Origin of the sequence: Roseococcus sp. SYP-B2431 (assembly GCF_004336745.1) — a bacterium.
GTDB lineage: Bacteria > Pseudomonadota > Alphaproteobacteria > Acetobacterales > Acetobacteraceae > Roseococcus.
In genome coordinates this window covers 304560-331366 of the sequence record NZ_SJXD01000027.1, presented here as the reverse complement: position 1 = coordinate 331366, position 26807 = coordinate 304560, and the positions used below count along the sequence as shown (strand labels likewise).

The 26807-nt window shown below is 69.6% G+C and carries 26 protein-coding genes; 16 read left to right on the top strand and 10 right to left on the bottom strand.

The window, feature by feature from the left end:
• Positions 1–36 precede the first annotated feature (36 nt).
• From EJV46_RS18070 to EJV46_RS18035, 8 genes are read left to right on the top strand one after another with little or no spacing between them, the layout of a single operon-like run.
• Entirely contained in the window at positions 37–1113 is a 1077-nt protein-coding gene (locus EJV46_RS18070) for a TRAP transporter substrate-binding protein (protein WP_131550087.1), read from the top strand.
• A 2-nt stretch (positions 1114–1115) separates the two neighbouring features.
• A complete protein-coding gene (locus tag EJV46_RS18065) occupies positions 1116–1724 on the top strand; it encodes a TRAP transporter small permease subunit (protein ID WP_131550086.1) in 609 nt (202 codons plus the stop codon).
• Positions 1721–3085 carry a TRAP transporter large permease gene (locus tag EJV46_RS18060; protein WP_131550085.1) on the top strand — a complete coding sequence of 455 codons (1365 nt, stop codon included), beginning with the start codon at positions 1721–1723 and terminating at the stop codon, positions 3083–3085. Before EJV46_RS18065 ends, EJV46_RS18060 begins: the two co-directional genes overlap by 4 nt.
• Before the next feature lie 18 nt (positions 3086–3103).
• Positions 3104–5137 (top strand): hydantoinase/oxoprolinase family protein, encoded by a 2034-nt coding sequence (locus tag EJV46_RS18055; RefSeq protein WP_131550084.1) that lies wholly within the window; start codon positions 3104–3106, stop codon positions 5135–5137.
• Positions 5137–6756: a hydantoinase B/oxoprolinase family protein gene (locus EJV46_RS18050; RefSeq protein ID WP_131550083.1), complete on the top strand. Its 1620-nt coding sequence runs from the start codon at positions 5137–5139 to the stop codon at positions 6754–6756. The genes EJV46_RS18055 and EJV46_RS18050 overlap by 1 nt, the downstream gene beginning before the upstream one ends.
• Positions 6753–7229 carry a MaoC family dehydratase gene (locus EJV46_RS18045; protein ID WP_240782630.1) on the top strand — a complete coding sequence of 159 codons (477 nt, stop codon included), beginning with the start codon at positions 6753–6755 and terminating at the stop codon, positions 7227–7229. Before EJV46_RS18050 ends, EJV46_RS18045 begins: the two co-directional genes overlap by 4 nt.
• Positions 7230–7281: 52 nt before the next feature.
• Positions 7282–8259, top strand: coding sequence for a 3-hydroxyacyl-CoA dehydrogenase family protein (locus tag EJV46_RS18040; protein WP_131550082.1), 978 nt, complete (start codon positions 7282–7284; stop codon positions 8257–8259).
• Positions 8256–9020: an SDR family NAD(P)-dependent oxidoreductase gene (locus EJV46_RS18035; RefSeq protein ID WP_131550081.1), complete on the top strand. Its 765-nt coding sequence runs from the start codon at positions 8256–8258 to the stop codon at positions 9018–9020. The genes EJV46_RS18040 and EJV46_RS18035 overlap by 4 nt, the downstream gene beginning before the upstream one ends.
• Here EJV46_RS18035 and EJV46_RS18030 read toward each other — a convergent pair.
• Positions 9017–9406, bottom strand: coding sequence for a RidA family protein (locus EJV46_RS18030; protein WP_131550080.1), 390 nt, complete (start codon positions 9404–9406; stop codon positions 9017–9019). The two genes, EJV46_RS18035 and EJV46_RS18030, sit on opposite strands and share 4 nt — an antisense overlap.
• Positions 9407–9469: 63 nt before the next feature.
• Here EJV46_RS18030 and EJV46_RS18025 point away from each other — a divergent pair, with 63 nt between their 5' ends.
• Together EJV46_RS18025 and EJV46_RS18020 are read left to right on the top strand one after the other, a co-directional pair.
• Positions 9470–10669, top strand: coding sequence for a Zn-dependent hydrolase (locus EJV46_RS18025; RefSeq protein WP_131550079.1), 1200 nt, complete (start codon positions 9470–9472; stop codon positions 10667–10669).
• Positions 10662–11861: a Zn-dependent hydrolase gene (locus EJV46_RS18020; RefSeq protein ID WP_240782629.1), complete on the top strand. Its 1200-nt coding sequence runs from the start codon at positions 10662–10664 to the stop codon at positions 11859–11861. Before EJV46_RS18025 ends, EJV46_RS18020 begins: the two co-directional genes overlap by 8 nt.
• A gap of 15 nt (positions 11862–11876) precedes the next feature.
• Here the strand turns inward: EJV46_RS18020 and atzF are convergent, their stop codons facing one another.
• The 9 genes from atzF to EJV46_RS17975 all read right to left on the bottom strand — a co-directional run bounded on the left by atzF (position 11877) and on the right by EJV46_RS17975 (position 20296).
• Positions 11877–13631 (bottom strand): allophanate hydrolase, encoded by a 1755-nt coding sequence (atzF, locus tag EJV46_RS18015; protein WP_131550077.1) that lies wholly within the window; start codon positions 13629–13631, stop codon positions 11877–11879.
• Positions 13628–14449, bottom strand: coding sequence for an alpha/beta hydrolase (locus EJV46_RS18010; RefSeq protein WP_240782628.1), 822 nt, complete (start codon positions 14447–14449; stop codon positions 13628–13630). Before EJV46_RS18010 ends, atzF begins: the two co-directional genes overlap by 4 nt.
• Complete coding sequence (locus tag EJV46_RS18005; RefSeq protein WP_131550075.1) at positions 14446–15312, bottom strand: polysaccharide deacetylase family protein; 867 nt, start codon at positions 15310–15312, stop codon at positions 14446–14448. Before EJV46_RS18005 ends, EJV46_RS18010 begins: the two co-directional genes overlap by 4 nt.
• Entirely contained in the window at positions 15312–16070 is a 759-nt protein-coding gene (locus EJV46_RS18000) for an ABC transporter ATP-binding protein (protein WP_131550074.1), read from the bottom strand. Before EJV46_RS18000 ends, EJV46_RS18005 begins: the two co-directional genes overlap by 1 nt.
• Positions 16063–16860 (bottom strand): ABC transporter permease, encoded by a 798-nt coding sequence (locus EJV46_RS17995; RefSeq protein ID WP_131550073.1) that lies wholly within the window; start codon positions 16858–16860, stop codon positions 16063–16065. Before EJV46_RS17995 ends, EJV46_RS18000 begins: the two co-directional genes overlap by 8 nt.
• Complete coding sequence (locus tag EJV46_RS17990; protein WP_131550072.1) at positions 16857–17810, bottom strand: ABC transporter substrate-binding protein; 954 nt, start codon at positions 17808–17810, stop codon at positions 16857–16859. The genes EJV46_RS17995 and EJV46_RS17990 overlap by 4 nt, the downstream gene beginning before the upstream one ends.
• A 147-nt stretch (positions 17811–17957) precedes the next feature.
• On the bottom strand, positions 17958–18914 hold the full coding sequence (locus EJV46_RS17985) for a D-2-hydroxyacid dehydrogenase family protein (protein WP_131550071.1): 957 nt from the start codon (positions 18912–18914) through the stop codon (positions 17958–17960).
• Between the two features lie 51 nt (positions 18915–18965).
• Positions 18966–19400, bottom strand: coding sequence for a thioesterase family protein (locus EJV46_RS17980; RefSeq protein WP_240782627.1), 435 nt, complete (start codon positions 19398–19400; stop codon positions 18966–18968).
• A complete protein-coding gene (locus EJV46_RS17975) occupies positions 19397–20296 on the bottom strand; it encodes an ABC transporter substrate-binding protein (protein ID WP_165585599.1) in 900 nt (299 codons plus the stop codon). The genes EJV46_RS17980 and EJV46_RS17975 overlap by 4 nt, the downstream gene beginning before the upstream one ends.
• 127 nt (positions 20297–20423) lie before the next feature.
• On the opposite strand from EJV46_RS17975, the gene minC reads away from it, so the two are divergent.
• From minC to ggt, 6 genes are all read left to right on the top strand, one after another.
• Positions 20424–21179 carry a septum site-determining protein MinC gene (gene minC / locus EJV46_RS17970; RefSeq protein WP_131550069.1) on the top strand — a complete coding sequence of 252 codons (756 nt, stop codon included), beginning with the start codon at positions 20424–20426 and terminating at the stop codon, positions 21177–21179.
• A 43-nt stretch (positions 21180–21222) separates the two neighbouring features.
• Positions 21223–22044: a septum site-determining protein MinD gene (minD, locus tag EJV46_RS17965; protein ID WP_131550068.1), complete on the top strand. Its 822-nt coding sequence runs from the start codon at positions 21223–21225 to the stop codon at positions 22042–22044.
• A complete protein-coding gene (gene minE, locus EJV46_RS17960) occupies positions 22041–22322 on the top strand; it encodes a cell division topological specificity factor MinE (RefSeq protein ID WP_131550067.1) in 282 nt (93 codons plus the stop codon). The genes minD and minE overlap by 4 nt, the downstream gene beginning before the upstream one ends.
• A 109-nt stretch (positions 22323–22431) precedes the next feature.
• Positions 22432–23472, top strand: coding sequence for a serine hydrolase (locus tag EJV46_RS17955; protein WP_131550066.1), 1041 nt, complete (start codon positions 22432–22434; stop codon positions 23470–23472).
• 92 nt (positions 23473–23564) lie between these two features.
• Positions 23565–25088, top strand: coding sequence for a YifB family Mg chelatase-like AAA ATPase (locus tag EJV46_RS17950; protein WP_131550065.1), 1524 nt, complete (start codon positions 23565–23567; stop codon positions 25086–25088).
• Between the two features lie 31 nt (positions 25089–25119).
• A complete protein-coding gene (gene ggt / locus EJV46_RS17945; RefSeq protein ID WP_240782626.1) occupies positions 25120–26805 on the top strand; it encodes a gamma-glutamyltransferase in 1686 nt (561 codons plus the stop codon).
• Positions 26806–26807 lie beyond the last annotated feature (2 nt).

Sequence of the window (26807 nt, the reverse complement as noted above, 5' to 3'; positions counted from 1 at the left end):
GTGCCATGCTGCCTCCATCGAATTGGAGGAAGCCCCATGTTCCGCCCATTTCTGCACACCGGCCTAGCCGCCCTTCTCGGCGTCGCAACTCTCGCCTTCCCGGCGCTGGCCCAGACCATCCCGCCAGGACCGCGCATCGCCATCACGGCGGTCACGCAGCCGCTGCCGACGCAGCCACAATTCATTCTGGTCGACCAGCGCATCCTGCGTGACGGCCTGCGCGAGCGGAGCGGCGGCCGGATCGAAGTGACGCTGGCCAGCCATGCCGAGCGGAACCTCGCGGGCAACGAGATCGTCCGCCTCGTGCGCGCCGGCCAGGCCGAGATCGGCGCCGGCACGCTCTCCACCCTGTCGGGCGACGTGCCGATCCTGGACGGCGTGGACCTCTCGGGCCTCGCGCCCGACATTGCCCTGGCCCGCCGCATCGCCGACGCCATGACCCCGGTCGCCAACCGCGACCTGGAACGCTTCGGCGTCCGCATCATGGCGATGTACCCGTTTCCGGCGCAGGTGCTCTTCTGCCGCGCGCCCTTCACCACGATGGCCGACCTGCGCGGCCGCCGGATTCGCACCTTCGGCAACAGCCTCGTCGATTTCTATACGGCGCTGGGCGCCCAGCCGACCTCAATCGGCTTCCCCGAGGTCTATTCGGCGCTGGAGCGCGGCGTGGTGGATTGCGCCATCACCGGCTCCGGCTCGGGCGTTGCCGCCCGCTGGCCCGAGGTCTCCACCCATATCAGCGACCTGCCGGTGAGCTGGGCGGTCGCCGCCTATATTGTCAACCTGAACTGGTTCAACCGGCTGGAGCCGCCGGTGCGCGAGCTGATCGAGGCGACCTTCCGCCAGGTGAGCGACGCGCAGTGGCAGCTCGGTGCCGATGCGACCCGCGACGGCATCGACTGCGCCATCGGCAACCGCGACAATTGCCGCATCCACAGCCTGGCCACGCGCCCCATGACCGAGGTGAGGGCTTCGGACGCCGACAAGGCGGAAACCCGCCGCATCTTCGAGCGGGTGGTGCTGCCCGGCTTCGTCCGCCGCTGCGGGGCGCGCTGCGGCGAGATCTACAACCAGACCATCGCGCCGCTCTCGGGCGTCCGGTTCGGCGGCTGAGGGTGCTGCGCGCCGCCACGCAGCTCCGCCGCGGAGTCGCGGCGGTGGCGGCTTTCATGGCCTGGGTCGCGGGCTGGAACTACGTGGCCTGCGCCCTCTTCATCACCGGCGACATCGTGGGGCGCAACGTCTTCGGCGTCTCCTCGGCGGCGACGGTAGAGGTCACGGGTTATATGCTGGCCTGCGGCATCGCCTGGGCGCTGGCGCATACGCTGGCCTGCCGCGCGCATATCCGCGTGGACGTGCTGGTGACGCGGCTGCCGGTGAGGCTGCGCGCGCCGCTTCATTTCTTCTCGCTCGCGCTCCTGGCGCTCTTCGCCGCCTTTGCCGCCTGGGCGGGTTATGCGCTCTTCGACGAGAGCGCGCTGTTTGACGCGCACGACAATTCGGCGCTGCGCATCCCGATGGTGATCCCGCAGGGCATCTGGCTTGCGGGCCTCGTCGCCTTCCTCGCGATGACGCTGGTGCTGCTGCTGGAGAGCGCCCTGGCGCTCGTGACCGGCCAGGGTGCCCAACTCGACCGGCTGCTGGGCTCGCGGACGATCGACGACGAGGCGGAGGAGGCGCTGGAAGCCGTGGCCATGGCGCGCGAGGGAGGTTCCGCCGCTTGATCGCCATCGTCTTCCTGCTGGGGCTGCTCGGCGTCGTCGTCTTCGCCGCGGCCTCGGGGGCACAGGCCCTGCCGATCGCCGAGATCCTGATGCTGATCGGCGTTTTCGTCATCTTCTTCAGCTCGGGCGTCTACATCGCCGCCGTGCTGGGTGTCCTGGCCTTCCTGACCGGCTTCCTCTTCAGCGACCGCCCCTGGTGGAACTTTGCCGGCCAGACGCTCTGGGGGCCTTCCTCCAACTTCGTGCTGGTGGCGGTGCCGCTATTCCTGCTGATGGGCGAGATCCTGCTGCGCGCCGGGCTGTCGGACCGATTGTATCGCGCGCTGAACGTCTGGCTGAACCGCCTGCCCGGCGGGCTGCTCCACACGAATATCGTCAGCTGCGCGGTGTTCAGCGCCATCAGCGGATCGAGCGTGGCCACCGCCGCCACCATGGGCTCGGTGGCGCTGCCCTTCTTCCAGGGGACGAAATACAACCAGCGCTGGGTCCTGGGCTCGCTGGCAGCCGGCGGCGCATTGGGGAACCTGATCCCGCCCGGCATCACCTTCATCATCTACGGGCTGATCACCGAGACCTCGGTGGGCGCGCTCTATATCGCGGCGCTGCTGCCCTCGATCCTGGTCACGGGACTCTTCCTGGCGCTGATCGCCTGGCACGGCCTGCGCAACCCCATGGAGAAGCCGCCCAGGCTGCCGCTCGCCATGAAGATCCGCGCGCTGGTGGACCTGATCCCGACGGCGCTGCTGATCGTGCTCGTCCTCGGCTCGATCTACGCCGGATGGGCGACGCCGACCGAGGCCGCCGCGCTGGGCGTCACTGGCGCCATGTTCTTCGCAGCGATCGAACGCAGGCTGACCTTCCGCATGCTGCACGCCTCGGCGGAAGCGACGGCGCGCAACACGGCGCTGCTGGGGCTCATCATCTTCGGCGCCTATCTGCTGAACTATATCCTGACCACCATCAACGTGCCCCAGGCGCTGGCCGCGCTGATCGCCGACCTGCCGCTGCCGCCCTGGGCCATCATGCTCTGCATCATCGGGCTCTACTTCGCGCTCGGCACCTTCATGGAGGGCTTCTCCATGATCATCACCACCGTGCCGGTCATCTTCCCGATCGTGGTGGCCCTGGGCTACGATCCCATCTGGTTCGGCGTGATCGTCACGATGCTCGTCGAGATCGCGCAGATCAGCCCGCCCGATGGAACCGTGATGTACGTGCTGCAGGGAATGCGACGACGCGCCGGGCCGATCACCGATGTCTTCATCGGCGTCATGCCCTTCCTCCTCGCCTATCTCGCGGCGGTGATCCTGCTTCTCGTCTTCCCGGAGATCGCGCTTTGGCTGCCCCGTGCGATGTCCTGATCTTCTGGAATTGACTCCATGGAACAACGGCCGGTCCGCATCGCCGTCGATATCGGCGGGACCTTCACCGACCTGCAGATCTTCGATGCCCGCCAGGGCCGCGTCGTCGCCTGGAAGACGCCGACCACGCCGGCCGACCCGTCCGAGGGCCTGCTTGTCGGCGTGCGCGAGTCCGCCGAGCGCTTCGGCTTCGCGCTGGCCGATGTGGGGCTGCTCCTGCACGGAACGACCATCGCGACCAATGCGGTGCTGGAGCGCAAGCTCGCCCGCGGCGTGCTGCTGACGACGGCCGGATTCGAGGACGTGCTGGAGATCACGCGGCACTTCCGGCGCGACCTCTACGGGCTGGCGCCGGATCCGTTCCCCTGCCTGATCGGGCGCAATTTGCGCTTCGGCGTGCCGGAGCGGGTGCGCGCCGATGGCAGCGTAGAGCTTCCGCTCGGCGATCTCGCGCCCGTGCTGGAGAAGCTGAAGGCTGCGAAGCCGGAGGCCATCGCGATCGGCCTGCTGCACGCCTATGCGAACCCGGCGCATGAGCTTGCCCTCGCCGAGGCGGTGGGGGCCGCGCTGCCCGGCATCCCGATCAGCCTTTCCTCGGAGATCAGCCCCGAGATCCGCGAGTACGAGCGCCTCTCCACCACGGTGCTGAACGCGGTGCTGATGCCGGTCGTGCAGAATTACCTGGCGCGGCTGGAGACGCGGTTGGGCGAAGGCGGCTTCTCGCCACGCATCTTCCTGGTGCAGTCCAATGGCGGCATGTGCAGCCTCGCCCGCGCCGCGGCGCAGCCGGCCCGGCTGCTGCTCTCCGGCCCCTCTGGCGGCGCGCTTGCCGCCGAGCGGCTGTCGCGCCGGCTCGCGCGCCCCAACCTCGTCGCGGTGGACATGGGCGGCACCAGCTTCGACGTGAGCGTGGTGCAGGACCATCGCATCGGCCTCGTTACCCAGGGCGAGGTTGATCGCCTGCCCGTGCGCCTGCCCATGGTCGAGATGCGCACCATCGGCGCGGGCGGCGGCTCCATCGCGGCCGTCGATGCGTCGGGGCGTCTCACCGCCGGCCCGCGCAGCGCCGGCGCGCGCCCCGGGCCGGTCTGCTATGGCCGCGGCGGCACGCTGCCGACCGTGACGGACGCTAATGCGGTCCTCGGCCGCCTCGATCCGGACTTCTTCCTGGGCGGCGCCATGGCGCTCGACATCGGCGCCGCGCGCCACGCGGTGGCCGAGCATGTCGGCGCGCCGCTCGCCCTGAACGTCGAGGCCGCGGCCGAGGGCGTGCTGCGCGTGACCAATGTGCAGCTGGCCTCGGCGGTGCGGCTCTCGCTCTTCGAGAAGGGCCTCGATCCGCGCGATTTCTCGCTGCTCTCTTTCGGCGGCGCTGGCGGCCTGCATGCGACCGATGTGGCCGACGAGCTCGGCATCACCGAGGTCATTCTGCCGCGCGAACCCGGCACGCTCTCCGCCTACGGCATCCTCTTCTCCGAGCTGGTGCAGGACCTCGCGCGCTCGCGCCTGCTCCGCGCCGAGCCGGATGCGCTGCCCGAGATCGAGGCCGCCATCGCCACGCTGCGCGAGGAGGCCGTCGCCCGTCTTGTCGCCGACGGCGTGCCGGAGGATCAGCGGGCGACGGAGATCTCCGCGGACCTGCGCTATCACGGCCAGGCCTTCGAGCTGCTCGTCCCTTGGCCCGAAGCGCCCGACCTGCCGGCCTTGCTCGCGCGCTTCCACGAGACGCACCGCGCCCGCTTCTCCTACGCCGCCGAGGAGGAGAAGGTGGAGATCGTGACGCTGCGCATGTCGGCGATCGGCCGCCTGCCGAAGCCTGCGGAAACCTCCGGCACGGCCGCCGACAAGCCCGCCACGCCCGGCTCGCGCAAGGTCTCGCAGGGCGGCGTCGCCGCGCCCTGGCCCGTCTGGCGCCGCGAGGCCCTGCACGCGAGTGACGTGGTCCAAGGGCCTGCCATCGTCGAGGAAGCCTTCGCCACCCATGTCATCTCGGCCGGATGGCAGGCCAGGCTCGACCCCGAAGGGGCATTGATCGCACGGAGGACGGCCTGATGCTTGGCCCCATCGAGATCGAGGTCATCCGCAACGCCCTCAATGCGGCGGCGGCGGAGATGGACGTCACCGTCTGGCGCACCAGCCGAAGCACCATCGTGCGGGAGCTGCTGGACTACTCCACCGCCGTCTTCGACGCCGAAGGCTGGAATCTCGCGCAGTCGGCGCGCATCCCCGGCCATCTGAACTCCATGAGCCACGCATTGCGCGAGATCCTCGCGAACTTCGTGCCGAGCGGGCAGTGGCATGAGGGGGATGTGGTCGTCACCAACGATCCCTATTGCGGTGGCCAGCATCTGCCGGACATCATTGCCTACAAGCCTGTCTTCCATGAGGGCCGGCGGATCGCCTTCGTTGGCACGCTCTGCCACCATATCGATGTGGGCGGCCTCGCGGCCGGCAGCTACGCGGCCAAGGCCACCGAGATCTTCCAGGAAGGGCTGCGCATCCCGCCGCTGAAGATCCTCGACAGGGGCATCCGCAACGAAGGCGTCTGGGCGATGATCCGGCAGAACATCCGCAAGCCGGACCTGCTGCTGGGCGACCTCTCCTCGCAGCTCGCAAGCCTCGACGTGGGCGCGGCCGCGCTGTTGCGCCTCGCGCGACGCTTCGGCGCGGAGGCGATGATCGAGGCGGGCGCGCGCATCCTCGACATGAGCGAGGCCGGCATGCGCGCCGCCATTGCCCGCATGCCTGACGGCACCTACGAGTTCACCGACTTCCTGGACGATGACGGAATTGACCTCGGCCAGCCGATCCGCCTGCATGTCGCCGTGACCATCCAGGGCGATCTGGCCTCGGTCGACCTCTCCGGCTGCAGTCCGCAGGTGGCCGGGCCCACCAACGCCACGCTTGCCAGCACCAATGCCGCCGTGATGTTCGCCCTCATGTGCTGCGCCGATTCCTCGCTGCATATGAGCGCCGGCTGCTACCGCCCCATCACGGTGATCGCGCCCGAGGGGCTCGTGGTGAATGCCCGCCATCCGGCGCCCGTCGCGCATCGCGTGGCGGTGACGCACCGGCTGCTCGGCACCATGAACGGCGCCCTGCACCAGGCGGTGCCGGAGCTGATCCCCGCCGCCTATTACGGCAACAGCTACGTCACCACCTTCCAGACCGTCGCCGAGACGCGCGAGGTGCTGGTGGAGATCGAGATCGGCGGATCCGGCGCGCATCCGTCCAAGGACGGCGTGAACGCCTATGCCAGCGGCATGCACAACAACAGCAATATCCCGATCGAGATGATCGAGGCGCAGCTGCCGCTCACGATCCTGCGCTACGGGTTGCGCGAGGGCAGCGGCGGCGAGGGCAAGTTCCGCGGCGGCCTGGGTCTGGCGCGGGAATGGCGCATCGACAGCCCGCGCTGCTTCTTCACCGCCAATATGGACCGCTTCGACCATGCGCCCTACGGGCTGGCCGGCGGCGGACCGGCGGCGGTGGGTAAGCTCGTCCTGCGCCGCGACGGGGTGGAGAGCCCGATCCCGCCCAAGACGGACAACCTGCCTTTGCGGAAGGGCGATGTGGTGCGGCTGGAGACTTCGGGCGGCGGCGGTTTCGGTCCCGCAGCCGAGCGCCCGACGGCCGCCAAGGCGCATGACGAGGAGATGAGGTACCTGTGAGTTTCGACCCGAGGCAGCACCGCCTTGCGCCCCAGCGCTGGTTCGAGGATTTCGTGATGGGCGAGGCCTTCCGCCTCCCCAGCCGCACCATGACGGATGCCATCTTCCTCGCCTTCCAGGCGGCTTCCGGCGACAATCACCCCGTCCATTACGATGTGGAGTTCTGCCGGGCGCGCGGCATGCCGCATATGCTCGCCCATGGCTTCCAGGTATTGATCCAGACGGCGGCCGGCGCCGGGATGCTGCCTTTCCTGATGGAGGACAGCCTCAAGGGGTTCCTCGATCAGTCCAGCAAGTTCCTGCATCCGGTCTTCGTCGGCGATACGCTCTACGGCACGCTTACGGTCGATGAGCTCACCCCCGGACGGACGACGGGCGTGCTCGGCCTGACCTCCACCGTCCACAACCAGGAGGGCGTCCTCGTGATGGAGGGCCGCCAGCGCTACCTGCTTCGGAAGCGCCCCGCCGATTGACCGTCGCCCGCCTGCGCGACACCCTCCCACCAGAAAATCCGGGGAGGACGGAATGGCAAAGCAGTTGCGCGTCGCGGTCTTGGGGGCGGGCACCATGGGCCATGCGCTGGCTCTGGTCTTCGCCATGGGCGGGCATCGCGTCCGGCTGACCGATTCCGATTCCGCCACGCTCGCCCGCTCCCAGGGCCTGATGGAGAAGGCGCTCGCCACGCTCGAGGAGGTCGGCGAGGCCCCGAAGGGCTGGGGCAGCGCGCAACTCGCCCAGGCCTGCACGCGCCATGCCTCGTTGGAGGAATGCGTGGACGGCGCGGAACTGATCGTCGAGGCCATCGTGGAAAATCCCGAGGCGAAGACCGACCTCTACCAGCGCCTCGACGCCTGCGCCCCGGCCGACGCCATCTGGGCCAGCAATACCAGCTACCTCGACGTCTTCCCCCTCATGCCGCCGTCGCGGCTGAAGCGCGCGCTGATCGCACATTGGTACACGCCGCCCTATCTGGTCGACCTGGTCGACCTCGTCCCGAACGCCGAGACCGACGAGGCCGTGCTGCAGGAGGTGAAGTCGGTCGTGGAGGCGATGGGCAAGGTGCCGATCGTCATGCGGAAGTTCATCTCGGGCTATGTCGCGAACCGCATCCAGGCGGCCGTGCAGGCCGAGGTGCAGTTCCTGATCGACAATGGCTATGCCACCGCGCAGGAGATCGACGCGGCCGTGATCCATGGCATCGGCCTTCGGCTTCAGATCATCGGGGTCATGGCAAAGGCGGACTTCACCGGGCTGCGCATGCTGCAGCACGCGGCGCGCAACGGCACCTACACGCCGCCGGCGCCGGGCACGAGCCCGAGCATGGACGCGCTGGTCGCCAAGGGCGAAGCCGGCGTCTTCGACGGCAAGGGCTATTACGACTGGGGCGGAAAGCCGCCCGCCGAGCTTTTCGAGGAGCGCGACCGGCGCCTCATCAAGCTCAAGCAGAGCCTTCGCGGCATCGGCTTCATGGCGGGCTTCGACGTGAAGGCGAACGACGCATGATCCGCTACGAGCTGAAAGGCAAGACGGCCATTGTCACGGGCGGCGCCTCGGGCATCGGCCTCGCCACCGTTCGCATGTTGGCGCGGAACGGCTGCAAGGTCGCGATCAACCATCTGGCCGACGATCCGCGGGGCCTTGATCGGGTGGAGGCGCTGAGGGCCGAGGGCCTCGACGTTCTCTCCGCGCCCGGCAATGTCGGCGATGCGGCGGACGGCCCGCGCATGATCGAGCAGGCGGTGAAGGATCTCGGCCGGCTCGACTACCTCGTGAACAATGCCGGCACGCCCGGCACGCGCACCACCATCGCGCCCTCGGAGCTCGAGCGGCTGACGGAGGAGCTATGGTCCGCCGTGATCGAGGTGAACTTGCTCGGCGTCTTCCGCTGCGCCAAGGCGGCGGCGCCGCATCTGAAGAAGTCGGGCGGCGCGCTGGTCTCCGTCGCCTCCATCGCCGGCCTCGATGCGCCAGGCTCATCGATGGCCTATGGCGCGACCAAGGCCGCCGTGATCTCGCTGACCAAGAACCTGGCGCGGACGCTGGGCCCGGAGGCCCGGGCCAATGCCGTCGCGCCGGGCGCGGTGAACTCCAGCTGGATGATCGAATGGACCAATGAGCAGCGCGCCAGCTCCATCGACGAAGCCCTGCTCAAGCGCCGCTGCGAACCGGAGGATCTGGCCGAGGTGATCGTCTTCCTGCTGGCCGGCGCCGCCATGGTCACGGGCCAGACGATCGTCGTGGATGGCGGCCTCACGCTGGATTAATCGACCGCGACGAAGGCCTCGATCTCCAGCAGGAAATCCGGCACGGGCAGCGCCGCCACCACGCTGGTCGTTCGGGCGGGCATATGCTCCGCCGGGAAGGCCGCGGCGTAGAGGCGGTTCATCTCCGGCACGTCCGTTGCGCGGACCAGCAGCACGCTCGTCTTGAGGATGCGCGTCATGTCCGCGCCCGCATCGGCCAGCACGGTCTTCAGGTTCTCGATCACCTGCGCGAACTGCGCCGCGAAGTCGGCGCGGTGGATACGACCTTGAACATCCAATGGCCCGAGCCCCGACACATAGAGCGTGCCGCCATGGCGGACTGCCATCGAGAAAGGCGGGAAGGCGCGTCCGCTCGCAGGTGTCGCGTAGCGCGTGATGGTTGGCATGCCTGTGCTCCTTGTCGGACGGAAATCCTGTCCTATCCTGCCGCTTTCGCGAAGGAGCGTGGCATGGCGCAGGTGGATACCGATCGGTTTTTGAAGGACCTCAACGATCTTCGGAAGTTCGGAGAGTTCAAGACCGGCGTTCATCGCCCGACCTTCTCGGACGTGGACATGCAGAGCCGCTATTGGCTGATGGACCGCATGAAGGAATGTGGGCTGGAGCCGACCATCGACGGTATCGGCAATGTCTTCGGCCGGCATCCCGGCCCGGGCCCGCATCTGCTCGTCGGCAGCCATATCGAGAGCCAGAACGAGGCCGGCTGGCTGGATGGCGCGTTGGGCGTGATGTCGGGCGTGGCGCTGGCGCGCGCCGGCCTGCCCGTGGACGTCGTCGCCTTCGCCGATGAGGAAGGCCATTACGGCAGCTTCATCGGCAGCCGCTCGCTGATCGGCGCCTTGGACGAGGTCGAGATCGACACGCTCAGCAACCGTTATCACGGCAAGCCGCTGCGCCAGGCGCTGAAGGAGGCCGGCCTCGAAGGCAAGTCGCGACTGCGCCTCGATCCCGCCCGCTACAAGGGCTTCTTCGAGATGCATATCGAGCAGGGGACGCAGTTGGAGTCGCAGAATCTGCGCTCCGGCGTCGTGACAGGCATCGTCGCCATCTGGCAGTTCCGCATCACGATCGAAGGCATGCAGGATCATGCCGGCGGCACCACCATGGCAGAGCGCAAGGATGCAGGCCTCACCGCCGTTCGCTTGCTGGCGCGGATCGACCGCGAGTTCCCCATGCTCTGCGGCCCACGCACGGTCTGGACCTGCGGGCGCATCGCACTGGACCCCGGCGCGCCCTCGATCATTCCCGGCAAGGCCGAGGTCCTCTTCCAGTTCCGCGACATCGACGTGCCGACGCTGGAGCGGCTGGAGGCCTGCCTGCGCTCCGTCGTGCAGGAGATGAACCGAACGGAGCGCACCGTCTCCACAGTCGAGGCGATGAGCCGCAGCAAGCCCGCGCCCTGCGATCCCGCGATGCAGGCCAGGCTCGCCGAGGCCGCGACCAAGCACGCCAACGGCCAATGGCAGCACATGCCCAGCGGCGCCGGCCACGACGCGCAGTACATGGCGCGCGTGATGCCCTCCGCGATGCTTTTCACCCCCTCAATCAACGGCATCAGCCATCACTGGGCCGAGGACACGAAGGAAGAGGATCTGGCGCTGAACATCCGAATCCTCGCCGATGCCGCGGAGGCCTTCCTTCGTGGCTGAAGTCGATACCGCGCGCTTTCTCGCCGACCTGCACGAGCTTCGGAAGATCGGCGAGTTCAAGACGGGCGTGCACCGCCCGACCTACACGCCGCAGGACATGGAAAGCCGCCGCTGGCTCATGGACCGCATGGCGGATGTAGGGCTGGAGCCGAGCATCGATGGCATCGGCAATGTCATCGGCCGTCATCAGGGCGAGGGGCCGCGCCTGCTCGTCGGCAGCCATATCGAGACGCAGAACGAGGCGGGCTGGCTCGATGGCGCGCTCGGCGTCATGGCTGGCCTGGCACTGGCGCGAGCGGGCCTGCCCGTCGACGTCGTCGCCTTCGCTGACGAGGAGGCGCATTTCGGCAGCTTCCTCGGCAGCCGCAGCCTCATCGGCAAGGTCGACGAGGCCGAGTTGGAGGCGGCGAAGCACTTCCAAACGGGCCAGCCGCTGCGCGAGGCCCTGAACGATGCTGGCCTTGCCGGCATCCCGCGCGCGCGTCTGGATCCCCCCCGCTACAAGGGTTTCTTCGAACTGCACATCGAGCAGGGCACCCAGCTGGAGAAGGCCGGGTTGCGGAGCGGTGTGGTGACCGGCATCGCGGGCGTCGCCATCTGGCGCATCACCTGCATCGGCAACCAGGACCACACCGGCGGCACCACCATGGCCGAGCGCAAGGATGCGGCCGTAGCCGCCATGCGTGTGCTCGCAATGATCGACGAGCGCTTCCCGATGGTTGCGGGGCCGCGATCTGTCTGGACCTGCGCCCGTATCGTCCTCGAACCCAACTCGCCACACGTCATTCCGGGCAAGGCGGAGCTGACCTTCCAGTTCCGCGATGTAGATGAGGGGCTGATGGACCGCATGTCGGAGACCTTGCTCTCCATCGTGCGGGAAGTGGATCGCCGCGACCGGTGCGGCATCACCGTCGAGCAGGTGAGTCGCTCGGCCGCCGCGCTCAGTACGCCGGCCATGCGATCCGCGTTGGAAGGGGCGGCGACGAAGCATGCCAACGGTCAATGGCAGCCCATGCCGAGCGGCGCGATCCATGACGCGCAGCACATGGCGCGCGTCATGCCCATGGCGATGCTTTTCACGCCCTCGATCGGCGGCATCAGCCACCATTGGAGCGAGGATACGAAGGAGGAGGATCTGGTGCTCGCCATCCGCATCCTCGCGGATGCGGCGGAGAGCTACCTCAACTCCTGAGTCCGATCGCGAGCCTCAGCCGGCTTTGGAGGCCAGATGGGCGCGCCAGCCGCCGCGAGTGGTGATCTCGGGCGCGCCCGCCACGCCCTCGCTCTCAGCGACGAAGCCGAGCACCGTGGCGCCGGTGGAGAGCGTCACCCGGCCGAAGCCCAGCGGCGGCGGGATCTCCGCCAGGAAGGGCCCGAGTTTCGCCGCCGGAACCGCCCAGACCTCGCCGAGGATGGAAGCGCCGCCCTCGGCCATGCGGATCATGCCGGGACGGTTGCCAAGGTCGAAGAGCCGGTAGCACGGGGCAGAGCTGGCGGCGTGCAGGAAGCGCCCGCCATGGCCGCGCAGCTGACCGTTCAGCGGCAGGCCAGACATATGCGCGCCGATGCAGAACAGCGCGAGCTCGTCGGCGGCGAGCGCCGGGGGTGGCGGGGCAGGAGGCGCGCCGAGCCCGGCCCACGCATGCATGGCCGCGCCGATGCCGGCCAGGCGTCCGTCGCTGAAGGCCGGACCTACCAAGGTCACGCCGGACGGCACGCCGTCGGCGCGAAAGCCCGAGGGGATCGCGAGCGCCGCAAGGTCGCAGAGGTTCACGAAGTTCGTGTAGACTCCAAGCCGGCTGTTCGCCGCCACCGGTTCGGCCAGCACCGTCGCGACGGTCGGCACGCCCGGGCAGGTGGGCAGCAGCAGCGCGTCGCAGCTTGCGAACAGCCTTCGGGCCAGTAGCCGTGCCTGGGCCACGGCGTGGAAATCGTCGAAGGCGTCGACCGTCTTCCGGTCCAGGCCGCTTTCGAGAATGCCACGGGTGACGGGGTGCAGCGAGCCCGGCTTTTGCAGCACCATCTCGCGCACGGCCGAGGTCCTCTCGGCCACCCAGGCGCCATCGTAGAGCCGCTTCGCAACGCCGAGGAGGGAGCCGATGTCCACGCGCGTGACGGTGGCGCCCATGGCCTCGGCGCGCGCGACGGCTCCGTCGAAGAGCGCCGCATCCTCCGGCGTATCGAAGACGAGCTGCGCGGCCTCGGGGACGGCGAGGCGCAGCGCCGGCGGGGCGGCCTCCATCGCGCGCCAGGAGGGCGGCGCCGCGCGGCTGTAGGGATCCGCCGTATCCGGGCCGGCTGCGACCGCCAGCACCGCGCTGGCTTCCGCCACGCTGCGGGCGAAGATGGAAACGCAGTCCAACGAGCGGCAGGCCGGCACCGTGCCGCGCGTCGGGATCAGCCCGAGGCTCGGCTTCAGCCCGACGAGGTTCTGCGCGGCGGCGGGGACCCGGCCGGAGCCGGCCGTATCTGTGCCGAGGCTGAAGGCTGCAATGCCGGCCGCAACGGCCGTCGCCGATCCGCTCGACGAGCCGCCAGGGATGAGGTCCGCCCGGATGGCGTTGCGGGGCGTGCCATAGGGGCTGCGCGTGCCGTTCAGCCCCGCCGCGAGCTGGTCGAGGTTGACCTTGCCCAGCAGCAGCGCGCCCGCCGCCAGCAGCCGGGCCACGACCGGCGCGTCGTCGCCGGCCATGTAGCGATAGTCCGGGCAGGCCGAGGTGGTCGGCAGGCCGGCCACGTCGATATTGTCCTTCACGACGAAGGGGCAGCCGTAAAGCGGTCCCTTCGGCAGCGACGCCGCGCGGGCGAGAAGCTCCTCGCGCGGCACCTGCGTGATGAACAGCGCCGGATCGGCATAGGCCTCGATCCGGGCCAGCGCTTCCTGCGCCACCGCGACGGGCGAGCCGCCGGCGGTGTAGAAGCCAGCCAGCGCGTCCAGGGTGAACGCGGCCGGTGGGGTCAAAGCAGCAGTTCTGCCGCGACGCGCAGCATGATGCCGCCGGGCTGCCGCAGCGCCTCGAGCACGCGGAAATGATCGGCGCCGGGGATGTGCAGCAGCGGGCCCGGCGCCTGCGCATCGGCGCGCAGCGCGTAGAACTCGCGCGACTGGCGGCAGAGCTCCGGCAGTTCGGCGCCGCCATAGACGATGGCGATCGGCTTCTGCACCACGGGCCGCCGCATCGGCGAGAGCTCGACGATCTCCTCGTCGGTCAGCTTCAGGGCGGCATTGAGGTATGTGTCGCGCACCGGCCCCAACTCGTAGATGCCTGAGATCGCGATGGCCGCCGTCACGGCCGGATGCTCGGCGCCCAGCGCCGTCAGGTGGCCGCCGGCGCTCCAGCCGCTCAGCACGATCGGCCCCGCCAGACCATGCTCCGCCCCATGCGCCGAGAGCCAGTCCAGCGCCGCGTGGATCTGGTAGGCGATGCGCGTCATGGTGACCTCGGGGCAGAGGCTGTAGCCGCAGATGGCCACGTTCCAGCCCATGGCCAGCGCGCCCTCGGCGAGGATGGCGAAGTCCTCGCGCCGGTTGCGCTGCCAGTAGCCGCCATGGATGAAGGCCAGCGTCGGCGCGGAGGGGTCCTTGCCCGGATAGAGGTCCCACTGCTCGCGCTGGCCCTCGCCGTAGGGCAGATCCAGCGTGCGGGCGAAACCTTGCCGGAATGGCGCGGAGGCGAGGTTGCGCTCCTCGACCAGATTCGGGCTGTCGGGCACGGCTGCGGAGTTGTTATAAGCAGCGTCCCGCTCGCGTTGCGTTAGACGTCCCCAGTCGAGGCTCATGCGGCTTCCCACCATTCCAGAATGTCCCGGCCCTGAGCGAACACTGCCCCGGGCCGGCTGGCAATGGCGTCGAGCGTGGCTTCCAACACGCCGATCCGATGCGGCACGCCCGAGATATAGGGGTGCACGGCGAGGCCCATGACCTTGCACCCCTCGGTCTGCGCCTCGTCGAGCAGCCGGTTGAGCTGGGCCATGGTGCGCTCCTGCAGTTCGGCCGCGCGATGGTGCTGCACCATGATCATTGGGATGTCGTTGAGTTCGACGGAATAGGGCATGGACCAGATGGGGTCATGCGCGGTCCGTACCGGCACGGGCACGTCGTCCACCACATAGTCGGCGCAGTAGCGGATGCCATGCCCGGCGAGGATGTCCGTCGTTTCCAGCGTCTGCGTCAGTCCCGGCCCGAGCCAGCCCACCGGCGGCTTGCCGGTGAAGCGCGCGATGGTCTCCACGGTCTCGCGCACCATGGCGCGCTGGTCCTCGATCTGATGCGTCGGGACCTGCTTGAAGCCGTGACCCATGAACTCCCAGCCGGCCTCGTGCGCGGCCTGGGCCACCGCCGGATAGGCGTTGCAGACATTGCCGTTGATCGAGAGCGTGGGCCTGATCCCACGCGCCTCGCAGGCCTTGAGCAGGCGCCAGAAGCCTACGCGCATCCCGTATTCGTGCCAGGCCCAGTTCGCGAGGTCCGGCACCACGGGCAGGTTGGTCGGCGCCGGCAGCACCTGGCGCGGCATGGGGCGCTCGATGCCCCATTCCTCGACGTTGACGACGAAGAAGACGAGTACCTTCGCGCCATCCGGCCCCGAGCGCCGCGGGCGGTCCTGCGGCGCCGCATAGTCGATGCGATCGACAGGCTTCATCAGTGGTGTCCCAGCATCCCGGAGAAGTGGCGGCGCAGCGCGTTGAAGTCCGGATCGGTCGGGTCGCGCGGGCGCGGCAGCTCCACGTGCTCGTCGGCCACGATACGCCCCGGGCCAGGCGACATGACCACGATCCGGTCGGCGAGCAGGATGGCCTCCTCGATGGCGTGCGTCACGAAGATCACGGTGAGCCTGGTCCGCTCCCAGATCTCCAGCAGCTCCTGCTGGAGATTCTCGCGTGTCATGGCATCGAGCGCGCCGAAGGGCTCGTCCATCAGCACGACCTCGGCCTCGTTGGCCAGCACGCGCGCGATGGCGACGCGCTGCTTCATGCCGCCCGAGAGCTGGTGCGGATAGGCGTCGGCGAAGCGGGTCAGCCCCACCATGTCCACGAAGCGCTTGGTGGTCTCCGCGACCTCGGCAGAGGGCCGCCCGCGCGCCGCCGGCCCGAAGCCGACATTCTTCGCCACCGTCAGCCAGGGAAAGAGGCCGTAATCCTGGAACACCATGCCGCGATCCGGGCCAGGCTTGCCGATGGGCGTGTCCCACATGGCGAGCCGACCTTCGCTGGCTGTCTCGAAGCCGCCGATCATCCGCAGCAGCGTGGACTTGCCGCAGCCGGATGGCCCGATCAGGCAGACGAACTCGCCCTTGCGGATGGTGAGCGAGGCGTCCGAGAGCGCGACGATCTGCGTGCCCTGGAAGTCGAAGCGCTTCGTGACATGGGTGATGTCGAGGATATTGAGCGGCTCAGCCATGCTGCGGGCTCCAGCGAAGCAGGCGCTTGCCCAGGAGCTGCACCAGGTAGTCCGACACGTAGCCGAGCAGCCCGATGGCGATCATCCCGCTGATGACGATCTCCGTGCGCGAGAGCTGCCGCGCCTCCATGATGATGGCCCCCAGCCCGGTCTGCACTCCGGTCATCTCGCCCACGACGATCACCACCCAGGCGAAGCCGAGGCCGAGCCGCAGCCCCGTGAAGATGGAGGGCAGCGAGGCCGGCAGCACCACCTTCCAGAACAGCGCGGAAGGGCTGACGCCCAGCATCACCGCCGCCTCGAAGAGCCGGGGCTCCACGTTGCGCACGCCGAAGATGGTGTTGACCAGCATGGGGTAGAAGGCGCCCAGAAAAACCAGGAAGAAGGCCGAGGTCGGGCCGATGCCGAAGACGATCATCGCCAGCGGCAGCCAGGCCGTGACAGGGATGGGACGCATCAGCTGCAACGTCGGATCCAGCGTGGCCCGCACCAGCGCCACGCGGCCGATCAGCATGCCCAGCGGCAGCGCGCAGGCGGCCGCCAGCAGGAACCCTCCGTAGACACGGCTGACGCTCGCCACCGCATGCTCCAGCAGCGTCGCCGAATAAAGATCGTCCCAGACGCCGCCGAAGGCGAGATCCCAGAGCTGCTTGCCCACCTCCAGCGGCGGCGGGATCAGGCTGAAGGCCCGCCCTGCCGTGGAGACGTGCCAAAAGATCAGGAAGAGGACCGGTGCGCAGAGCGCTAGGATGACGTTCTGCGTGCCGAACCGGGAAGCCGGCGGGCTCAAGCGGCGCGCGCCGCCTCGTCGGAGAAGCGGGTGTTGAAGAAGAGGTTGAAGTCGGGGATGGCCCGGATCTGCTGCAGTTCCAGCATGTGCTGGGCGTAGGTGCGGCTGCGCTCGATCATCACCGGCGTCATCTGCCAGTTCAGGTCCACATTCTCGATGCTGACCTCCAGCGCCGGTCGCTGCATGCCGAGCTTCTGGACTGCCATTTCGATCGCCGCCGGCTTGTTGCCCGAAGCGAAGACCGAGGCGCGCCTGTGCACCCCCATCATCGCCGCGCAGAGCTGCGGATTGCGCTGGGCCGTCTCGTAATGGGTCGCGAAGATCATGTTCAGCGTGCCCATGGCGGTCGAGTAGGGGAATTCCACCACCTTGCCGATGCCGGTCACCTGGCTGATGCCCGGCCCCGGCTCGGCGCCCACATAGGCATCGATGTCGCCGCGGGCCAGCGCCGCATGCATCTCGCTGAAGCTCACGCGGATGTTCGTGATGTCGCGGATGTTCATCCCCTCCATTCGCAGCCGCTCGCGCACGAAGACCTCCTGCGTCGAGCCCGGCCAGATGCCGACGCGCTTGCCGCGCAGGTCGGCCAGCGTGTTGATCGGCCCGTCCTTGCGGGCGACGATGGCCATGCCCTTGTCGCAGCAGGAGCCGATGACAGTCACCGGCTCGCGCGCCGCGGCGCCCAGGATGCCGGCGGCCACGCCGAAGGCACCGAAATCGACGGAGCGGGTGACGACGGCATTCTTGCCCTCGGTCGGGCTCTCGAAGGGAATGACCTCGACTGTCATCCCCTCGGGCATGAAGCGCTCGTAGAAGAAGGGGGTGATCGAGTGGATCAGGCGCAGCGCGCCCATCTTCACCCGCGTGCCCTGGGCCGCGACGATTGCGGGAGTGGACAACGATGCGGCGGCGGTGGAGGCGACAAGAAGCGTCCGGCGATCGAGGCTCATGGCATGCGTCTCCCTTGTTGATGGCGCGCTCCGTTTTTGAGCCCGCCCCGGCCGCAAGCAAGGGGTCTGCGGCCGCATCCGGCGTCAGTCAGGCGCCGGACTGCCTCTCCTCTGGGCTGCCCGCCCAAGGGCCGGGCAGTGACCGCCTCAAGTGATGACGCGGATCGGTGCGCCGGCATTGAAGGCCTCAATGGCTTCGACCGCGCCGGTAAAGTAGCGGCGGTAGTTCTCCTCCGTGGAATAGCCGAGATGCGGGGTCAGCAGCGTGTTCGGCGCGGAGAGCAGCGGATGGCCCGCCGGCAGAGGCTCGATGTCGAAGACGTCGATGCCGGCGCCGGCGATCCGCCCGCCCTTGAGGGCGGAGATCAGCGCGTCCTCATCCACCAGGGGCCCGCGCGAGGTATTCACCAGGAAGGCGGTCGGCTTCATCCGCGCGAGGTCCCCGGTGCCGACGACGCCGCGGGATCGCTCGGATAGGATGAGGTGCAGCGTCACCACATCGGCCTCGGCGAAGAGCGTCGCCTTGTCCACGCGGGTCGCGCCGTGCGAGGCGGCGGTGTCCTCCGTTAGGTTCTGGCTCCAGGCGATGACCTTCATGCCCAGCGCCTGGCCCACCTTGGCCACCTTGCTGCCGAGCTTGCCCAGGCCCACCACGCCGAGCGTCTTGCCCTCCAGCGTCGTGCCCAGCCCGGACTGCCATCGCCCCGCGAGCAGCGACGCCGTCTCTGATGGGAACTTTCTCGCCAGCGAGATGATCAGCCCGATGGTGATCTCCACCGTGGGCGCACCGAAGCTGGGCGTGCCGCTGAAGGTGATGCCGCGCTCGGCGCAGGCGGCCGCGTCGATGCCGCGGTTCCGCTCGCCCGTGGTCATGAGGAGCTTCAGGTTCGGCAGGCGCTCGATCAGCGCACGCTGAAAGGGGGTGCGCTCGCGCATGGCGAGGATGGCGTCGAAGGGCAGCAGCCGCTCCACCAGCCGGTCCTGGTCGGCGATGGTGTCGCGGAAGACGGTCTTCGTCAGGCCGGGCAGCCGGTCCCAGGGGCCGAGCTTCAGGGTGACGCCCTGGTAGTCGTCGAGGATGGCGAGGTTCTTCAGCTCAGGCATGTCTGGCTCCCGGGAATTTCGCCGCGAGGGACGCTGGGAATCCGCCCGCCGTCAAGCCAGCAGGGGCTCCGCCGCCGCCCGCAGCGCCGGCGGGAGTGGCACCGTCCGGGACTGTTCGTTGCGCTTCACATAGACATGGGTGAAGTGGCCCTCGGCGATCGCCTGATCCCCGTCGTTACGGAACAGCGCCAGCCCATAGGTGATGGAGGAGCCGCCGAGCCGCGTGACGCGCAGCCCGCCGGTGATCCCGTCGGGGAAGGCGGCCGGCGCGTGGTAGCGGCAGCCTGTCTCGACGACGAGGCCGACCTCAGTGCTGGTCTTCAGGTCCAGCACACCGTTCGCCAGCAGGAAATGCGCGACCAGCGTGTCGAAGAGGCTGTAGTGCTGGACGTTGTTCATGTGGCCGTAGATGTCGTTGTCCATCCAGCGCAGCGGTAGCGGCCGGAACCAGCGGTAGTCGGCGCGGGTGCCAGGGGGCGTCCTCAAGCCAGCGCCTCCTCGACCACCGCCTCGTCGACGCAGATCTCGAAGGCCGGGAGATGCGGGAGCGTCTTCGCCCGCAGCATGGCCTCGCCCAGCGCGTCGAAGGCGGCGCGCGGAAAGCGCGGCCCGTCGCCCCAGAGGCCGACATCCCGGTAGCGCGCGACGGCCCGCATCCGGATCTCCGGCGGGACATCCGGGAAATAGGGCTCCAGCAGCGCCGCGACCTCGGCCGCATCGGCACGGGCCAGCCAGTCCAGCGTCTCGGAAAGCGCGCGCACCATGCCGCGCATCGCCTCCCGCCGCTCCGTCAGCGTCTCCTGCCTGGCGTAGAGCGAGGAATAGGCCATCAGCCCCGCTTCCGCCTGGGCGTACCAGACGCTGGCCCCGGCCGCCTCGGCCTCGGCGGCGAAGGGCTCGAAGACCTGGATGGCATCCAGCGTCCCGTCCAGCAGCCGCGCCATGTTCTGCGCCATGGTCCCGCCGGAGCGGTCCTTGAGCTTCTGGCCGCCGGCCTTGGCCACCGCATTGGCCAGGCACCAGACCGGCGTGGGAACCTCCGTCACCAGCCCGAGCCGCATCAGCGGCAGCTCCGCCAGGTGCAGCCCCTCGCGCGGCGCGCGCCCCACCACCAGGAAGGGGTCGCGCATGATCACCGCGCAGAAGGCCGTGATGGGAGAGGCCGGGTCGGCGGCCCGGTGCTGCATCACGCGCATCGGCCCGCTCCAGGCCACGTCCGCCCGGCCGGAGAAGACGGCTTCCGCCGCCAGGACGGTGGTGCCGGCGGTCTCCATCCGCACCTCCAGCCCCTGGCGGGCGAAGGCGCCGCGGACCTCCGCCAGATAATAAGGCGCATAGAACAGGGCACGAAAGGGCTCGGCGAGGGTCACGATCTCGGTCATGCGGGCAGCATGAGGCCGATTCGGCGCGGATTCCACCCACCCTCCCGACAGTTGGGGCTTCGCTGGCGGCCCCGGGCCGGCTATCACGGTCCCTTCGCCATCTTCGTCCGGGAAGCCCCAGGAACCCATGTCAGCCACCGCGAGGCCCGCCTCGCCCCCCGAGACCTTCCGACTGCGCGCGAGCAACTACAGCCTGCTCACGCTGCGCCTGCTGACGGGCGACGTGCAGGCGGTGCTGCCGGCGCTCGGAGACCAGTTCCGCAAGGCCCCCGGCTTCCTGCGCTTCGCCCCCATTGCCATTGGCCTCGACGATCTGGGCGGCGAGCAGGTGGACTTTCCCGCGCTGATCCAGGGGCTTCGCGCGCTCGAGATCCTGCCGATCGGCGTGGTCGGCGGTGCCCAGCCGCTGCGCGCGGCCGCCGCCGGCGCCGGCCTGCCCACGCTGCGCCCCGCGGGGCAGCGCGAGACCGAGGTCGAGGCCCCCTCGCCGGTCGGCGCGCCGCCGGTGAACATGGCTCCCGCGCCGGCGCCGGAAGCGCCGCGCCCCGCGATGGCGCGCAGCATGATGATCACCCAGAATATCCGCGCCGGGCAGCGCATCTATGCCCAGGGCAGCGACCTGATCGTCGTGGGCTCGGTGAATGCCGGCTCCGAGGTCATCGCGGACGGGAACATCCATATCTACGGATCGCTGCGCGGCCGGGCCGTGGCCGGCGCTTCCGAGGATGCCGAGGCGCGGATCTTCGCGCAGAATTTCGACCCCGAGCTGGTCGCCATCTCCGGCTTCTACGCGGTGCGCGAGGGCCTTTCCGCGACCCCCATTGGCCGCGGGGTGCAGGTGCGCCTCGACGGCGAGCAATTGCGGTTCGATCCCCTTGGGTGAGCCGGTGACAACTCCAGCCCCCCATTTCAGCAAGGAACCAAACATGGCGCAGGTGATCGTCGTCACGTCGGGCAAGGGGGGAGTGGGCAAGACCACGAGCTCCGCCGCCATCGCCACCGGCCTCGCACAGCGCGGCAAGAAGACCGTGGTCATCGACTTCGACGTCGGCCTGCGCAACCTCGACCTCATCATGGGCGTCGAGCGGCGGGTGGTCTTCGACATCGTGAACGTCGTGCAGGGCGAGGCGAAGCTCTCGCAGGCCCTCATCAAGGACAAGCGCGTCCCCGGCCTTAGCATCCTTCCCGCGTCCCAGACGCGCGACAAGGACGCGCTGACCAAGGAGGGCGTCGCGACCATCATCGAGGAGCTGTCGAAGGAATTCGACTATATCCTCTGCGACAGCCCTGCCGGCATCGAGAAGGGCGCGCTGCTGGCGCTCTACTTCGCCGACCAGGCGATCGTGGTCACCAATCCCGAGGTCAGCTCGGTCCGGGACAGCGACCGCATCCTGGGCGTGCTGCAGTCCAAGTCGAAGCGCGCCGAGGAGAAGAAGGAGCCGGTCAAGCAGCATCTGCTGCTCACCCGCTACGATCCTGTCCGCGTCGAGCGCGGCGAGATGCTGAAGCTGGAGGACGTGCTGGAGATCCTGGCGATCCCGCTGCTCGGCGTGATCCCCGAGAGCGAGAGCGTGCTCAAGGCTTCCAACGCCGGCAGTCCGGTTATCATGGACACGGAAAGCCAGGCGGGACAGGCTTATGCTGATGCGGTGTCCCGTTTCCTCGGGGAGGAGAAGCCGCACCGTTTCATCGAGGTCGAGAAGAAGAAGGGCCTCCTCGGGCGGCTCTTCGGTGGGAGGGCCGCATGAGCTGGCTGAACTTCTTCCGCAAGGAACGCGAGACCCAGGGCTCCGCGTCCACGGCGAAGGACCGGTTGCAGGTCATCATCAGCCATGAGCGGGTGAGCCGCACCAAGGACGATTTCCTGCCCAAGCTGCAGCAGGAGCTGGTGCAGGTGGTCGCGCGCTATGTCTCGATCGATCCCGACAAGGTGCAGGTGAACCTCGAGCGCGGGGGCGACTTCTCCACCCTTGCGATCGACATCGAGCTGCCGGGCCCGGCCGGCGTCGGCGGCCGCGCGGCCTGACGGATCTGGGGCGAGGCGTCCCGGACCTGGACAATGGGCGCGGGCCTCTTGCCGATGCCCGCGCGCGCGGGTCAGATGCGGGCCCGAGAAAGCACCTAAGGCCCACCGCATGACTCCCGCATTGAAGGCTGCCGTCGATTTTGCGGCGGCGAACGAGACGCCCTGGCCCCGCGACATCCTGGCCCATCTGGAATCCGGATTCTTCGAGCCGGCGCCCGACAACGAGGTGATCGGCCCGACCGCGCCGCGCGGCGGGCCGAACGGCGTCATCTACTGGCACGGCAAGCGCGTCGCCGAATGGGGCGACCCCGCCCGCGCGGACATGACCTTCAGCGTGGCCAAGAGCTACCTGGCCATCCTCGCCGGTCTCGCCTGGCGCGACGGGCTGTTGCCGGACCTTGATGCGAAGGTGTCCGGGACGGTGCCGCACGAGGCGTTCGCCGGCCCGCGCAACGGCGCGGTGACCTGGCGGCACCTGCTCACGAACACATCGGAATGGGAGGGCACGCTCTTCGGCAAGAGCGACCTGATCGACCGCGGCCGCAGCCTCGGCGTGGAAGGACAGGGAAAGAAGCGCAGCACACGCCCGCTGGCCGAGCCCGGAGGCTATTGGGAATACAACGACGTCCGGGTGAACGCGCTGTCGGTGGCGCTGCTCTACCTCTTCAGGCGGCCCCTGCCGGAGGTCTTCGCCGAGCGCATCATGGACCCGATCGGGGCCAGCAAGGACTGGACCTGGCGCGGCTATACCACCTCGCAGGTCGAGGTCGGCGGCGGGATGATCGAGAGCGTCTCGGGCGGCGGCCACTGGGGCGGCGGCCTCATCATCAGCGCCGAGGACCAGGTGAAGGTCGGTCTCCTCGTCGCGGCGGACGGCCAGTGGAAGGGGCGCGAGCTCATCCGGAAGGAATGGCTCGACCTCTGCAGAACCCCCTGCGCGCTGAACCCGCATTACGGCTTCCTTTTCTGGCTCAACACCGGCCGCACGAAATGGCCCAGTTCGAGCGAGAAGGCCGTCTGCTTCTCCGGCGCCGGCGGCGCCACGACCTGGATGGAGCCTGCGGAGGAGATCGTCGCCGTCTCGCGCTGGCTCGACGGCGCGAAGCTCGATGAGTTCATGCGAATGGTTCGGGCAGCTCTCGCGGGCTAGTGCTTCCGTCCTGGGCGGGGCGTGACCCGGGCGCCGGAATGGCGCGAGAAGACGTGTTGCAACCGGACGTTGTGGATGGGACCCAGAAGCGCATGAGCCTCGCGCGCATCGCCACCTTCGCCTTTGCCGGCATCCAGGCCGTGCCCGTGGAGGTGCAGGTGCAACTGGCACCCGGCCTCCCGGCCTTCCTGGTGGTGGGACTCGCCGACAAGGCCGTCGCCGAGAGCCGGGAACGGGTCCGCGCGGCGCTGACCGGCCTCGGTCTCGCTTTGCCCGCCAAGCGCGTGCTGGTGAACCTGGCGCCGGCCGATCTCGCGAAGGAGGGGAGCCATTACGATCTTCCCATCGCGCTGGCGCTGCTGGCCGCGATGGAGGTCATCCCGCGCGACGAACTGGCGGGCTTCGCGGCGCTGGGCGAGCTGTCGCTGGACGGCTCCATCCTGCCGGTGGCGGGCGTGCTGCCGGCGGCCCTCGGTGCCTCCGCCCGCAGCCTCGGCCTGATCTGCCCGGCGGCGCAGGGCGGGGAGGCGGCCTGGGCCGGACGCGGCGAGGTGCTGGCGCCCGCCGACCTGCCCATGCTGCTCAACCACTTCCGCGGCGTGCAGGTGATGAGCCCGCCGCAGCCCCCGGCGTTGCAGCACGAGGAGTGGCGCGGGCCCTGCCTCTCCGAGGTGAAGGGCCAGGAAACGGCCAAGCGGGGCCTGGAGATCGCGGCGGCCGGGGGGCACAATCTGCTGATGATCGGCCCGCCGGGCGCGGGGAAGTCCATGCTCGCCGCCCGGCTGCCGGGCCTGCTGCCGGAGCTCACGCCCTCGGAGGCGCTGGAGCTCTCGATGATCCACTCCGTCGCCGGCCTGCTGCGCGACGGCCGCCTGCTCACCCGTCCGCCCTTCCGTGAGCCGCACCATTCCGCGAGCCAGGCGGCGCTCATCGGCGGCGGCAACCGCGCGCGGCCGGGCGAGATCAGCCTGGCGCATCACGGTGTGCTCTTCCTCGACGAATGGCCGGAATTCCCGCGCCCCGCGCTGGAGGCGCTTCGCCAGCCCATGGAGACGGGCCGCGCCGTCATCGCGCGCGCCAATGCGCATGTGAGCTATCCCGCGCGCTTCCAGTGCATCGCGGCGATGAACCCCTGCCGCTGCGGCCATCTCGGCGAGACGGCGCGCGAGTGCTCGCGCGCGCCGCGCTGCGGCGAGGAATATTCCGACAAGCTGAGCGGCCCGCTGCTCGACCGCATGGACATCACGATCGAGGTGCAGGGCGTGCCGGCCGCCGAGATGGCCCGAGCCCCCGCCGGCGAGCCCACGCGCAACGTCGCCGCGCGCGTGCAGGCCGCGCGCGGCATCCAGCGCGCGCGCTACGGCGAGGAGGGCCCGCGCCACAACGCGGCGGCCGACGGCACGATCCTGCAGGACACGGCACGGCTCGACGTTGAGGCGAAGCATCTGCTGGAGCAGGCGGCCGAGCGGCTGGGCCTCTCCGCGCGCGGCTTCGTGCGCACGATCCGGCTGTCGCGCACCATCGCCGACCTCGCGGGCTTCGCCGATGTTCGGCGCGCGCATGTCGCCGAGGCGCTCGCCTATCGCGGAAGGCGGGGGCTGCGCCGCGCCGCGTGACCGGCCGCCGAAACCGCGCTAAGCCGGCGGCGTGATCCGCGCGCCGCTCCTTGCCTTGCTGCTGCTGCTTCCGGCCGCCACGCTGGCCCAGCCGGTCGTGGCGGAGCGTCAGATGGTGGTGGCCTCGCATCCGCTCGCGGCCGAGGCGGGCCGGGCCATGCTCCGCGCCGGCGGCTCGGCGGTCGATGCGGCCGTCGCGGTGCAGGCCGTGCTGAGCCTGGTGGAGCCGCAGGCCTCGGGCATCGGCGGCGGCGCCTTCCTGCTGCACTGGAATCCCGGCTCGCGCGAGCTCGCCGCCTGGGACGGGCGGGAGACGGCGCCGGCCGCCGTGCGCGGCGATCTCTTTCTCCGGGATGGCCGCCCCATGGCCTTTCTGGAAGCGATCGTCGGCGGCCGCGCGGTCGGCGTGCCGGGGGCGATGCGCATGCTGGAGGATGCGCATCGCGCGCATGGCAAGCTGCCCTGGGCCGATCTCTTCGCCCCGGCCATCCGGCTCGCGGAGGAGGGCTTCCCGATCTCGCCCCGGCTCGCGCAGGCCATCGCCACCAGCGCCGAGACCCTGCGCCGCGATCCCGCCGCGCGGGCGCTCTTCCTCGACGCCGCCGGCGCGCCCCTCGCGGAGGGCGCGACGCTGCGCAATCCCGCGCTCGCCGAGACGCTGCGCGCGCTCGCCGAGCAGGGGGCCGATGCGCTGCATCGCGGACCCATCGCGGCCGATATCGTCAACACCGTCCGCCGCCATGCCAATCCGGGGCTGATGACGGCCGACGACCTGGCCGGCTACGCGCCCCGCCGGGCTGCCGCCATCTGCCTGCCGTATCGGGCCTACACGGTCTGTTCGCCGCCGCCGCCCTCGGGCGGCGCGGTGGTGCTGCAGATCCTCGGCCTGCTCGGCCATTTCGACATGGATGCCGATCCGGCGGGCATCGACGCCGCGATGCTGCTCGGCGAGGCCGGCCGCCTCGCCTTCGCCGACCGCAACCGCTACATGGCCGATCCCGGCTTCTCGCCCGTGCCGACCGTCGGGCTGCTGGATCCCGCCTATGTCACGCTGCGCGCGCAGATGCTCTCGCTGGATCGCGCGAACAGCGCGCCGCGCCCGGGCAATCCACGCCGCTTCGGCCCGCCGCTCGCGAGCCAGCCGCCGCAGCCGGAGAACGGCACCGCGCATATCGCCATCGTCGATGCGGAGGGGCGCGCGCTGTCGATGACCACCACGGTCGAGAGCGCCTTCGGCGCGCGCCTGGTGGTGCGCGGCTTCGTGCTGAACAACCAGCTGAGCGACTTTTCCTTCCTGCCCGAGGTGGAAGGCCGGCCGGTCGCCAATCGCGTGGAGGGCGGCAAGCGTCCGCGCTCCTCCATGTCGCCGCTGATCGCCTTCCGCGGCGGGGACCTGGAACTGATCACCGGCTCCGCCGGGGGCTCGCGCATCATCGGCTATGTGGTGCAGTCCCTGGCCGCTACGCTCGACTGGAACCTCGACCCGCAGGCCGCCGCAGCGCTGCCGCATGTCGGCGCGCTCAACGCGCTGACGGAGCTGGAGCAGGGCACCGTGGCGGCGAGCCTGGCGGCGGCCCTGATCGGCCGCGGCGTGCCGGTCGAGGCGCGCGAGATGAATTCCGGCACCAACATCATCCGCGTGCAGCGCGACGGCGAATCGCGCCGGCTGCTCGGCGGCACCGACCCGCGGCGCGAGGGCGCCGTGGCTGGAGACTGAAA